Annotated in this window: 12 protein-coding genes and 1 other annotated feature; all 12 genes read left to right on the top strand. The window is 33.9% G+C overall.

The annotated features are described in order from the left end of the window. Nucleotides 1-106 precede the first annotated feature (106 nt). Entirely contained in the window at nt 107-256 is a 150-nt protein-coding gene (gene rpmG / locus JWYL7_RS00225) for a 50S ribosomal protein L33 (RefSeq protein ID WP_066067289.1), read from the top strand. A 24-nt stretch (nt 257-280) separates the two neighbouring features. Continuing rightward, a complete protein-coding gene (gene secE, locus JWYL7_RS00230) occupies nt 281-496 on the top strand; it encodes a preprotein translocase subunit SecE (protein WP_066067292.1) in 216 nt (71 codons plus the stop codon). 29 nt (nt 497-525) lie between these two features. Then, nucleotides 526-1,053 (top strand): transcription termination/antitermination protein NusG, encoded by a 528-nt coding sequence (gene nusG / locus JWYL7_RS00235; RefSeq protein ID WP_066067294.1) that lies wholly within the window; start codon nt 526-528, stop codon nt 1,051-1,053. 54 nt (nt 1,054-1,107) lie between these two features. Then, nucleotides 1,108-1,533, top strand: a complete 426-nt coding sequence (rplK, locus tag JWYL7_RS00240; protein WP_066067297.1) for a 50S ribosomal protein L11 — start codon at nt 1,108-1,110, stop codon at nt 1,531-1,533. A gap of 60 nt (nt 1,534-1,593) precedes the next feature. Then, on the top strand, nt 1,594-2,292 hold the full coding sequence (rplA, locus tag JWYL7_RS00245; RefSeq protein WP_066067299.1) for a 50S ribosomal protein L1: 699 nt from the start codon (nt 1,594-1,596) through the stop codon (nt 2,290-2,292). A 48-nt stretch (nt 2,293-2,340) separates the two neighbouring features. Continuing rightward, nucleotides 2,341-2,475 (top strand) — a sequence feature (ribosomal protein L10 leader region). Nucleotides 2,476-2,511: 36 nt separating this feature from the next. After that, nucleotides 2,512-3,012 (top strand): 50S ribosomal protein L10, encoded by a 501-nt coding sequence (gene rplJ, locus JWYL7_RS00250; protein ID WP_066067302.1) that lies wholly within the window; start codon nt 2,512-2,514, stop codon nt 3,010-3,012. A 32-nt stretch (nt 3,013-3,044) separates the two neighbouring features. Then, on the top strand, nt 3,045-3,410 hold the full coding sequence (rplL, locus tag JWYL7_RS00255; RefSeq protein ID WP_066067305.1) for a 50S ribosomal protein L7/L12: 366 nt from the start codon (nt 3,045-3,047) through the stop codon (nt 3,408-3,410). A gap of 143 nt (nt 3,411-3,553) precedes the next feature. Then, nucleotides 3,554-7,237, top strand: coding sequence for a DNA-directed RNA polymerase subunit beta (rpoB, locus tag JWYL7_RS00260; RefSeq protein WP_066067308.1), 3,684 nt, complete (start codon nt 3,554-3,556; stop codon nt 7,235-7,237). A 41-nt stretch (nt 7,238-7,278) separates the two neighbouring features. Then, entirely contained in the window at nt 7,279-10,761 is a 3,483-nt protein-coding gene (rpoC, locus tag JWYL7_RS00265; RefSeq protein ID WP_066067311.1) for a DNA-directed RNA polymerase subunit beta', read from the top strand. A gap of 143 nt (nt 10,762-10,904) precedes the next feature. Then, the gene (locus tag JWYL7_RS00270) at nt 10,905-11,153 is read left to right on the top strand and encodes a ribosomal L7Ae/L30e/S12e/Gadd45 family protein (protein WP_066067314.1); all 249 of its coding nucleotides are present in this window, start codon (nt 10,905-10,907) and stop codon (nt 11,151-11,153) included. Nucleotides 11,154-11,184: 31 nt separating this feature from the next. Further along, nucleotides 11,185-11,607: a 30S ribosomal protein S12 gene (gene rpsL, locus JWYL7_RS00275; protein ID WP_066067318.1), complete on the top strand. Its 423-nt coding sequence runs from the start codon at nt 11,185-11,187 to the stop codon at nt 11,605-11,607. Between the two features lie 107 nt (nt 11,608-11,714). After that, nucleotides 11,715-12,185, top strand: a complete 471-nt coding sequence (gene rpsG, locus JWYL7_RS00280) for a 30S ribosomal protein S7 (protein WP_066067321.1) — start codon at nt 11,715-11,717, stop codon at nt 12,183-12,185. The last annotated feature ends 5 nt before the right edge of the window (nt 12,186-12,190 follow it).

Here is a 12,190-nt window from a genome sequence, read left to right on the forward strand (position 1 = left end):
TGTGAAATGTGATAGATTTTATAAGGTGATACTTATAATAAAGGCGATCTATGTATGGAGATAGATTAATAAAATATAATGCTATTTATATCTAGGAGGTGTAGCAATGAGAGTAAAAATCACTTTGGCTTGTAACGAGTGCAAACAAAGAAATTACAATACAACTAAAAATAAAAAGAACAACCCAGACAGAATAGAGTTAAAGAAATACTGCAAATTCTGTAAGACGCATACAGCTCATAAAGAAACAAAATAGCTTACAAAAGGATGTGAAGCAGCAATGTCTGTCCAAGTTAATACAAATAAAGAAAATGCTAAAAGTATTAGCAATTTCTTAAAAGGTACTAAAGCTGAACTGAAAAAAGTTCACTGGCCTAACAAGAAAGAATTAATAAATTACACGACAGTAGTCCTTGCTTCATGTCTAATGATGGCTTTATTGATATGGGCTATAGATTCAGGAATAGGATATTTATTAAAGCTCATACTAAGATAGAAAAATCCTAAAGGAGGGTATATGCCATCATGTCAGAGTTAGAAAAAGCTAAGTGGTATGTAGTGCATACATACTCAGGACATGAAAACAAGGTTAAGGCCACTATAGAAAAAGCGGTCAAAACCAGAGGGATGGAAGACTATATTTTAGAGCTTCGCGTTCCTACAGAAGATGTAGTTGAAATAAAAAATGGAAAGAAAAAGACAAGACAAAGAAAAATATTCCCAGGATATGTTCTTGTTAAAATGATAATAACTGATGAGTCGTGGTATGTGGTTAGAAACACAAAGGGAGTAACAGGATTTGTAGGCCCTGGGTCTAAACCAATACCTTTATCAGATGAAGAAGTAAAAGCTATGGGTGTTGAAGAAGCTATTCCAGAGATAGATATTGAAGTTGGAGAAGTTGTAACTATTAAATCTGGATCATTTAAAGGATTTATGGGTACAGTTCAAGAGATAAACATGGAAAAGCAATCTCTAAAGGTTTTAATATCTATGTTCGGAAGAGAAACACCAGCTGAGATACCATTTGATCAAGTAGAGAAATATAGTTAAAAATAAGCTATATTTTAAATATATATATTACAACATACAAGGAGGTGTAATAAAATGGCTAAAAAAGTAATAGGACAAGTTAAGCTGCAAATACCTGCAGGAAAAGCTACACCAGCACCACCAGTAGGTCCAGCTTTAGGACAACATGGTGTTAACATAATGGGATTCTGTAAAGAATTCAATGCTAAAACTGCAGATCAAGCTGGATTAATAATTCCAGTAGTTATAACAGTTTATCAAGATAGATCATTCTCGTTCATAACTAAGACACCACCTGCTGCTGTTTTAATTAAAAAGGCATGTGGAATAGAATCAGGTTCAGGAGAACCAAATAAAAAGAAGGTAGCTAAAATATCTTCAGCAAAAATAAGAGAAATAGCAGAACTTAAAATGCCAGATTTAAATGCTGCTTCTTTAGAAGCTGCTATAAGCATGATATCTGGTACAGCAAGAAGTATGGGTGTAGTTATAGAAGACTAATTCATACAAACAAAAGTGGGAGGTACCACTAACCGTTAATACCACAAGGAGGAATGTAATATGGCTAAAAAAGGTAAAAAATACGTAGAAGCTTCTAAATTAATAGACAGAAGCAGACTATATGATGCTTCAGAAGCTTTAGAGCTTGTAACAAAAACTGCTACTGCTAAGTTTGATGAAACTGTAGAAGTTCACGTTAAACTTGGTGTTGACTCAAGACATGCTGATCAACAAGTAAGAGGTGCAGTAGTTTTACCACATGGAACAGGAAAAGTTAAAAGAGTTCTAGTTTTTGCTAAAGGGGAAAAAGCAAAAGAAGCTGAAAATGCAGGAGCTGACTTTGTAGGTGCAGAAGAATTAGTAAGCAAAATACAAAACGAAAACTGGTTTGAGTTCGATGTTGTAGTAGCTACACCAGACATGATGGGGCTTGTTGGTAGATTAGGTAGAGTTTTAGGACCTAAAGGATTAATGCCAAACCCTAAATCAGGAACAGTTACGTTTGATGTTGCTAGAGCTATCGAAGAAATCAAAGCAGGTAAAGTTGAGTATAGATTAGATAAAACAAATATAATTCATGCGCCTATAGGAAAAGTTTCTTTTGGAAAAGAAAAGTTAGTTGATAACTTTACAACTTTAATGGAAGCTATAATAAAAGCTAAACCTGCAGCAGCTAAAGGACAATACTTAAGAAGTGTTACAGTTGCTAGCACTATGGGACCTGGAATCAAAATAAATCCAGTTAAAGTTAATGAATAAAAAATGTTGACATATAAGTTTTAATGATATAAAATAAATATTGTTGTTTAAAAATGAATTATCTTGCCGTAGACAGTAGGCGCGTTAAGCTTAAATTTGCCTACCGAGGTTTTCTATAGATAGTGTAGAAAGTAGAGCCTTTGTATGTCTATGCGGATATGCAAAGGCTTTTAGTTTAACGGCGGAGAATAGAAATAGGTGAAGGAGGTGGACACCTAGATGTCTAAGGCAATTCAGTTAAAAGAGCAAGTAGTTGCTGAAATAACAGAAAAACTTCAAAAAGCTGCTTCTGCTATAGTTGTTGACTACAGAGGACTAAAAGTTGAAGAAGTTACAGAACTTAGAAAGAAATTCAGAGAAGCAGGAGTAGAGTACAAAGTTTATAAAAACACTTTAGTAAGAAGAGCTGCTAAACAAGCAGGAATAAATGAATTAAATGATGAGTTATTAGTTGGACCAAATGCTATAGCTTTTGGATATGATGATCCAGTTGCTCCAGCTAGAATCATAAGCGAATTTATGAAATCTCATCCAAAACTAGAATTGAAAATGGGTATAGTTGAAGGAGAATTCTACGACAAAACAAAAGTTGAAGAATTATCTAAAATACCTTCAAGAGAAGAGCTTATTGCTAAGTTACTTGGCAGCTTAAAAGCTCCAATGTCAAACTTTGTATACTTACTAGATGCTTTAATTAAAAAGCAAGAAGAACAAGCTTAATTTATAAAAAATTAAATTCGGAGGTGCTTAAAATGACAATAGAACAAATTTTAGAAGCTATTGAGAATATGAAAGTTTTAGAATTAAATGAATTAGTTAAAGCTGCAGAGGAAAAATTCGGAGTATCTGCTTCTGCTCCTGTAATGGTAGCTGGAGCTGCTGCTGGAGCTGCTGCTGCAGAAGAAAAAACTGAGTTTGATGTAATATTAGCAAACGCAGGATCTTCAAAAGTAGGAGTTATAAAAGTAGTTAGAGAAATAACTGGACTTGGATTAAAAGAAGCTAAAGAATTAGTTGACGGAGCTCCTAAAACATTAAAAGAAGGAGTTTCTAAAGAAGAAGCAGATCAAATAAAAGAAAAATTAGAAGCTGCTGGAGCTACAGTAGAAGTAAAATAGTTTTTAAAAGATGTCTTTGCTAAGCAAAGACATCTTTTTTATTTAAATACATAATTGACTATTTTTATTATATATGATAAAATTATTGAATGCGTTAGAGTGGAAAGTTTAAGGTTTATTTTATTATGTGAGGTGAAAATTTAATGCCACATCCTGTCCAAATAGGTAAGAGAACTAGAATGAGCTTTTCTAAAATCAAGGAAGCAGCAGAATTACCTAATCTTATAGAACTTCAAATCAATTCCTACAAATGGTTCTTAGAAGAAGGATTAAAGGAAGTATTTGAAGATGTTTCGCCTATAGAAGACTATACAGGCAATCTTATCTTAGAGTTCGTAGACTATTCACTAGATGAAAAACCAAAATATGAAGTAGAAGAATGTAAAGAAAGAGATGCTACATATGCAGCACCTTTAAAAGTAAAAGTAAGACTTATAAACAAAGAGACCGGAGAAGTTAAAGAGCAAGAAGTGTTCATGGGAGATTTTCCTTTGATGACAGAAAAAGGAACTTTCATAATCAATGGAGCAGAAAGGGTAATAGTAAGTCAGCTAGTTAGATCTCCAGGTGTATACTTTGCTCAAACTATAGATAAATCAGGAAATAAATTGATATCCTCTACTGTAATTCCAAACAGAGGAGCATGGCTTGAATACGAAACAGATTCTAATAATGTAGTATCTGTAAGAGTTGATAGAACAAGAAAACAACCTATAACAACTCTTTTAAGAGCATTAGGATTTGGAACAGATGCACAAATTCTAGAGCTTTTAGGAGAAGATGAAAGACTACTTGCAACATTAGAAAAAGATAACACTAAAACTACAGAAGAAGGATTAATAGAAATATATAAAAAGTTAAGACCAGGTGAACCACCTACTGTTGAGAGTGCTTCATCTTTACTAAGTTCTTTATTCTTTGATCCAAAAAGATATGACCTTGCAAGAGTAGGTAGATATAAATTTAACAAAAAATTATCTTTACAACACAGAATAATGAATAAGGTAGCAGCAGAAGATATAATTAACACTGAAACAGGAGAAGTTTTAGTAAATAAAGGTGAAAAGATTACCTTAGAAAAAGCTACTGAAATTCAAAATGCAGGAATAAAGGAAGTTAAAATATATACAGAAGACGAAAAAGTTGTCAAAGTTATAGGAAATAACTTTGTTGATATAAAGGCTCACATAAAATTTGATATAGATGACTTAAATATAAGAGAAAAAGTTTATTATCCAGTATTAAAAGAAATATTAGACACTTACAATACTGAAACAGAAATCAAAGAAGCTATAAAAGATAGAATGAAGGAGCTTATTCCTAAACACATAATATTAGATGACATTATAGCTTCTATAAGTTACCAATTCAATTTATTAAATGGAATAGGATATGTAGACGATATAGATCATCTTGGAAACAGAAGAGTAAGATCAGTTGGAGAGTTACTTCAAAACCAATTTAGAATAGGTCTTTCAAGAATGGAAAGAGTTATAAAAGAGAGAATGACAATTCAAGATATAGAAGCTGTTACTCCACAAGCTCTTATGAATATAAGACCTGTTGCAGCTGCTATAAAAGAATTCTTTGGAAGTTCTCAATTATCTCAGTTCATGGATCAAACAAACCCACTTTCTGAATTAACTCACAAAAGAAGGCTATCAGCATTAGGACCTGGAGGTCTTTCACGTGAAAGAGCAGGGTTTGAAGTTCGTGACGTTCATAATTCTCACTATGGTAGAATGTGTCCTATAGAAACTCCTGAAGGACCAAACATAGGACTTATAAACTCTTTAAGTTCTTATGCAAAAATAAATGAGTATGGTTTTATAGAATCACCATATAGAAAAGTTGACAAAGCTACAGGAGTAGTTACAAATGAGATACATTATCTAACAGCAGATGAAGAAGATTTATATATAAGAGCACAGGCAAATGAACCTTTAGATGAAGAAGGAAGATTTGTAAACAAAAGAGTTACTTGTAGAGCTAGAAATGGAGTTATACAAATAACACCAGCACACGAAGTTGACTATATGGACGTTTCTCCAAAACAAGTAGTTTCTATTGCTACTGCTATGATTCCTTTCCTTGAAAATGACGATGCTAACCGTGCATTAATGGGTTCAAACATGCAACGTCAGGCAGTACCTCTTGTTAGAAGAGAAGCTCCTGTAATAGGAACTGGAGTTGAGTATAGAGCCGCTAAAGACTCTGGAGCAGTTGTGGTAGCTAAAAATGCCGGTATTGCAGAGAAAGTAACGGCAGACGAAATTATAATAAGAAGAGAAGATGGTAACAAAGATAGATACAAACTTCTTAAATTTAAAAGATCTAACCAAGGAACTTGTATAAATCAGACTCCTATAATAAATAAAGGCGACAAAGTAGAAAAAGGAGAAGTAATAGCTGATGGACCATCTACAGATATGGGAGAAATAGCTCTTGGAAGAAACTGTCTTATAGCGTTTATGACATGGGAAGGATACAACTATGAGGACGCTATACTAATAAACGAAAGATTAGTTAGAGAAGATAGACTATCTACTATACACATAGAAGAATATGAATCAGAAGCAAGAGATACAAAACTTGGACCTGAAGAAATAACAAGAGATATTCCAAATGTAGGTGAAGATGCTATTAAGGACTTAGATGAAAGAGGAATAATAAGAATAGGAGCTGAAGTTGAATCTGGAGACATACTAGTAGGTAAAGTTACTCCTAAAGGAGAAACAGAGCTTACAGCAGAGGAAAGACTACTTCGTGCTATATTTGGAGAAAAGGCTAGAGAAGTTAGAGATACATCATTAAGAGTTCCTCATGGAGAATCGGGAATAATAGTAGATGTAAAAGTATTTACTAGAGAAAATGGAGATGAACTTTCTCCAGGAGTTAATGAGCTTGTAAGAGTATACATTGCTAAAAAGAGAAAAATAAGCGTTGGAGATAAAATGGCTGGTCGTCACGGTAATAAAGGAGTTATCTCTAGAGTACTACCAGAAGAGGATATGCCATTTATGGCAGATGGTACACCAATAGAAATAGTCCTAAATCCGCTTGGGGTTCCTTCTCGTATGAACATCGGACAGGTTCTTGAGGTTCACTTAGGACTTGCTGCGAAAGCTCTTGGATGGCATGTAGCTACATCTGTATTTGATGGTGCAAGAGAAAGTGATATAAGAGAAGCTTTAAAACAAGCAGGATATCCAGAGAACGGAAAGCTTACACTTTATGATGGAAGAACGGGAGAAGCTTTTGATAACGATGTAACTGTAGGATACATGTATATGTTAAAGCTTCACCACTTAGTAGATGACAAGATACATGCAAGAAGTACAGGACCGTATTCACTAGTTACTCAACAACCTCTAGGAGGAAAGGCGCAGTTCGGTGGACAAAGATTCGGAGAAATGGAGGTTTGGGCATTAGAAGCATATGGTGCTGCTCATACACTTCAAGAAATCTTAACTGTTAAATCAGACGATGTTGTAGGACGTGTTAAAACATATGAAGCTATAGTAAAAGGAGAAAACATACCAGAGCCTGGAATACCAGAATCTTTCAAAGTTTTAATAAAAGAATTACAAAGCTTATGTCTTGATGTAAAAGTTTTAACTGAGGAAGATGAAGAAATAGAAGTAAGAGAATCAGATGATGACGATGAAATGATAGAAACTTTTGAATATATCCCAACAGATGATGATATAGAGGAACTAGAAGAAATCAATGAAATCGAAGAAGATATAGATGAAGAAGATTTTGATATAGACTTTAATGAAACACAGCTAGAAGATGCTTTTGATGACGATGACTTAGATTTTTAATATAAGCTTATCAAATTTATATAAGAAGGGAGAGAGACTCCTTGTTTGAACTGAACAATTTTGAATCTATAAAGATTGGATTAGCATCTCCAGAGAAAATAAGACAATGGTCAAAAGGTGAAGTTAAAAAACCTGAAACTATAAACTACAGAACACTAAAACCAGAAAAAGATGGTCTATTCTGTGAAAGAATATTTGGACCAACTAAAGACTGGGAGTGTAACTGTGGAAAGTATAGAAGGGTTAGGTATAAAGGTGTAGTTTGTGACAGATGTGGAGTTGAAGTTACAAAATCTAAAGTAAGAAGAGAGAGAATGGGGCATATAGAGCTTGCAGCCCCTGTATCTCACATTTGGTACTTCAAAGGAATACCAAGTAGAATGGGACTTATACTTGATATGTCACCAAGATCACTTGAAAAAGTATTATACTTCGCTTCTTATATAGTAATAGATCCAGGCGATACAGGACTAAGCGAAAGACAGCTTCTAACGGAAAAAGAATATAGAGAAGCTATCGAAAAATATGGAAATACATTCAAGGCTGGAATGGGTGCGGAAGCTATAAAGGAAATACTTTCAAAACTTGATCTTGATGAATTATCAAAAGAATTAAAAGCTAAACTAAAAGATAGTACAGGACAAAAGAAAATAAGAACTATAAGAAGATTAGAAGTTGTAGAGGCATTTAGACAATCTAACAACAGACCGGAGTGGATGATATTAGATGTAATACCAGTAATTCCACCAGATTTAAGACCTATGGTTCAGTTAGACGGAGGAAGATTTGCAACATCAGATCTTAATGATTTATATAGAAGAGTAATAAATAGAAACAACAGACTTAAAAGACTTTTAGAATTATCTGCACCAGATATAATAGTTAGAAATGAAAAAAGAATGCTTCAAGAAGCAGTTGATGCACTAATAGACAATGGAAGAAGAGGAAGACCAGTTACAGGTCCTGGAAATAGACCTTTAAAATCATTATCTGATATGCTTAAAGGAAAGCAAGGTCGTTTCCGTCAAAACTTGCTTGGAAAGCGTGTTGACTACTCAGGACGTTCTGTTATAGTAGTTGGACCTGAACTTAAATTCTATCAATGTGGTCTTCCAAAGAAGATGGCATTAGAACTATTTAAACCATTTGTAATGAACAAACTTGTAGAACAAGGTTATGTTCACAATATAAAAAGTGCAAAGAGAATGGTTGAAAAATTAAAACCTGAAGTTTGGGGAGTTTTAGAAGAAGTTATAAAAGGACACCCTGTTTTACTAAACCGTGCTCCTACTCTTCACAGACTAGGTATACAAGCATTTGAACCGGTTTTAGTTGAAGGAAAAGCTATAAAGCTTCATCCTCTTGTATGTACTGCATATAATGCAGACTTTGACGGAGACCAAATGGCTGTACACGTACCACTATCAGTAGAAGCACAGGCAGAAGCGAGATTTTTAATGTTATCAACTAATAACATCCTTGCACCTAAAGATGGTTCTTCTATAACAACGCCTACTCAGGACATGATATTAGGAAGTTATTACTTAACAATAGATATACCTGGAGAAAAAGGAGAAGGATCTGTATTTAAAGATTACAATGAAATGCTTCTTGCATATCAAAATGGATCAGTAGGCCTTCATGCAAAAGTAAAAGTTAGAAGAAAACTAACTCCAGACGATAAAGGACAATTAGTTGAAAGCACTGTAGGAAGATTTATATTTAATGAAAATATACCTCAAGACTTAGGTTATGTAGATAGAACTAAGGATAAATACTCTCTTGAGATAGACTTTTTAGTTGATAAAAAGCAACTTGGAAAAATAATAGATAGATGTTTTAGAAAACATGGAAATACAGTAACAGCAGAAATGCTAGATAACATAAAAGAATTAGGATTTAAGTTCTCTACAAAAGGAGCTATAACAATATCAGTTTCAGACATGGAAATACCAAAAGAAAAACAAGAACTTATAGCTCAAGCTGAAGAAAAAGTAGAAAAATATGAAAGAGCATTCAGAAGAGGACTAATTTCTGATGATGAAAGATACGAAAAAGTTATTCAAATATGGACTGAAACTACTGAAAGTGTAACAGAAGCTTTAATGAGTGGTCTTGGAAGATTAAACAATGTATTTATAATGGCGCACTCAGGAGCAAGGGGAAGTAAAAACCAAATAAGACAGCTAGGTGGAATGCGTGGTCTTATGGCAAATGCAGCTGGTAAAACAGTTGAGATACCAGTTAAATCTAATTTCCGTGAAGGACTTTCAGTTCTTGAATACTTTATATCTTCTCACGGTGCAAGAAAAGGTCTAGCAGATACTGCTCTTCGTACTGCTGACTCAGGATATCTTACTAGAAGACTTGTTGATGTCAGCCAAGATGTTATAGTAAGGGAAGTTGACTGTGGAACAAAAGAGTCATTAGTAGTTAGCGCATTTAAAGATGGAAATGAAGTAATAGAAGAATTAAGTGAAAGAATAGTTGGAAGATATACTCTAGATGAAATAGTTGATCCTAACACTAAAGAGGTTATAGTTGAAGCAGACAAGATGATAACAGAAGAAGATGCTGAAAAGATAATTGCAGCAGGTCTTGAAAAAGTTAGAATAAGAACTGTTCTTAACTGTAAAACAGCTCATGGAGTATGCTCTAAGTGTTACGGAAGAAACTTAGCTACAGGAAAAGAAGTAAATATAGGAGAAGCAGTAGGAATAATAGCAGCTCAATCTATAGGTGAACCAGGTACTCAGCTTACAATGCGTACGTTCCATACAGGAGGAGTTGCAGGTGGAGATATTACCCAAGGTCTTCCGAGGGTAGAGGAGCTATTTGAAGCTAGAAAACCAAAAGGATTAGCTGTTATAACAGAAATATCTGGTAAAGTTAGCGTAGATGAAACAGGTAGAAGAAAAGAAGTAATAGTAACTCAAGAAAATGGAGAATCAATAACATATACAATACCTTATGGATCAAGACTAAAAGTAAGAGATGGAATGTATGTAGAAGCAGGAGATCCTTTAACAGAAGGTTCAATAAATCCTCATGATATATTAAATGTTAAAGGAGTACTAGGAGTACAAGACTATATAGTAAAAGAAGTACAAAGAGTTTATAGAATGCAAGGTGTTGATATAAACGACAAGCACATAGAAGTAATAGTAAGACAAATGCTGTCAAAGGTAAAAATAGAAGAATCAGGAGATACACTTTTACTACCAGGTAGTCTTGTAGATATATTAGAGTTTAACAAAGAAAATGAAAAAGCAATAAAAGAAGGTGGAAAACCTGCTGTTGCAAAGAGAGTTTTACTAGGAATAACAAAAGCGTCTTTAGCAACAGAATCATTCTTATCAGCTGCATCATTCCAAGAAACTACAAGAGTATTAACAGAAGCAGCTATAAAAGGAAAAGAAGATGAGCTTATAGGATTAAAAGAAAATGTAATTATTGGTAAACTTATTCCTGCTGGTACAGGAATGAGAAGATATAAGAATATAGCTGTTGAAAAATGCGAATAAACTTTAAAGTTAACCTTTAGTAAACATGTATTGACACTAAAAAGTGTATAGTATAAAATATAAAAGTGTGTAATTTTATCAAAAGTTGACTATTGAATACACGGGGAGATATCTCCCCTTGTATTTAATAAGGAGGAAACTTTATGAGCTTAGAAGAATTAAAAACTTCTAAAAAAGTAGTAGGCACCAAACAAACAACAAGAGCCTTAAAAGAGGACAAGGTTAAAGTAGTGTTCATAGCAGAAGATGCAGAAAAACATGTAGTAAGAAATGTAGAAGAAATTTCAAAACAAAAAAACATAAATATAATTTATGTTGATTCAGTCAAAAAGCTTGGCAAAGCCTGCTCGATAGATGTAGGAGCTGCTGTAGCTGGAATATTAAAAGAATAAGATTTAAAAATTTTGGAAGGAGGTGCACGTAGTGCCAACAATTAACCAATTAGTTCGTAAAGGAAGAAAAGCTGTAGAAACTAAATCTACTGCTCCAGCATTACAAAAAGGTTTTAACTCACTAAACAAAAGAACTATAGAAATGAGTTCTCCTCAAAAAAGAGGTGTATGTACTTCAGTTAAAACTGTAACTCCTAAAAAGCCTAACTCAGCTTTAAGAAAAGTTGCCAGAGTTAGACTTACTAATGGAATAGAAGTAACTGCTTATATTCCAGGAGAAGGACACAACTTACAAGAGCACAGTGTTGTTCTTATAAGAGGAGGAAGGGTTAAGGACCTTCCAGGGGTTAGATATCACATAGTAAGAGGTACATTAGATACAGCTGGAGTAGAAAAGAGAATGCAAGGAAGATCTAAATACGGTGCTAAGAGACCTAAGGCTGCTAAGAAATAATTAATTAATCGTTCGGTGCTTTAAATATATAGATATATTTAGGCATCACGGCAATTCTTAGTTGTCGAGTACCGATGATCTAAAAACAGATTAAGGAGGGAAGCGAAATGCCAAGAAAAGGAAATGTTCCAAAGAGAGAAGTTTTACCAGATCCAGTGTATGGAAGCAAGGTTGTAACAAAATTAATAAATAACCTTATGATAGATGGTAAAAAAGGAAAAGCGCAAAATATAGTTTACAGTGCGTTTGAACTTATAAAAGAAAGAACTGGCGAAGATGCTTTAGAAGTATTTGAAAAGGCTATGAACAATGTAATGCCAGTATTAGAAGTTAGAGCTAGACGTGTTGGTGGAGCTAACTATCAAGTACCAATAGAAGTTAGACCAGAAAGAAGAGAAACTTTAGGATTAAGATGGCTTGTTAACTATTCTAGAGCTCGTGGAGAAAAAGGAATGGTTGAAAAGCTAGCTAGAGAAATAATGGATGCTGCAAACAACACTGGAGCATCTGTTAAGAAGAAAGAAGATACTCATAAGATGGCAGAAGCTAATAAAGCATTTGCTCATTACAGATGGTAGTATAC

The sequence above is a fragment of the Alkalithermobacter thermoalcaliphilus JW-YL-7 = DSM 7308 genome, assembly GCA_001584565.1.
GTDB lineage: Bacteria > Bacillota > Clostridia > Peptostreptococcales > Peptostreptococcaceae > Alkalithermobacter > Alkalithermobacter thermoalcaliphilus.

Coding starts and splice junctions, on each gene's coding strand:
- rplK (WP_066067297.1), top strand. CDS start 1,108: ATGGCTAAAAAAGTAATAGGACAAGTTAAGCTGCAAATACCTGCAGGA.
- rplL (WP_066067305.1), top strand. CDS start 3,045: ATGACAATAGAACAAATTTTAGAAGCTATTGAGAATATGAAAGTTTTA.
- rpoB (WP_066067308.1), top strand. CDS start 3,554: ATGCCACATCCTGTCCAAATAGGTAAGAGAACTAGAATGAGCTTTTCT.
- rplJ (WP_066067302.1), top strand. CDS start 2,512: ATGTCTAAGGCAATTCAGTTAAAAGAGCAAGTAGTTGCTGAAATAACA.
- JWYL7_RS00270 (WP_066067314.1), top strand. CDS start 10,905: ATGAGCTTAGAAGAATTAAAAACTTCTAAAAAAGTAGTAGGCACCAAA.
- nusG (WP_066067294.1), top strand. CDS start 526: ATGTCAGAGTTAGAAAAAGCTAAGTGGTATGTAGTGCATACATACTCA.
- rpsG (WP_066067321.1), top strand. CDS start 11,715: ATGCCAAGAAAAGGAAATGTTCCAAAGAGAGAAGTTTTACCAGATCCA.
- rpmG (WP_066067289.1), top strand. CDS start 107: ATGAGAGTAAAAATCACTTTGGCTTGTAACGAGTGCAAACAAAGAAAT.
- rplA (WP_066067299.1), top strand. CDS start 1,594: ATGGCTAAAAAAGGTAAAAAATACGTAGAAGCTTCTAAATTAATAGAC.
- secE (WP_066067292.1), top strand. CDS start 281: ATGTCTGTCCAAGTTAATACAAATAAAGAAAATGCTAAAAGTATTAGC.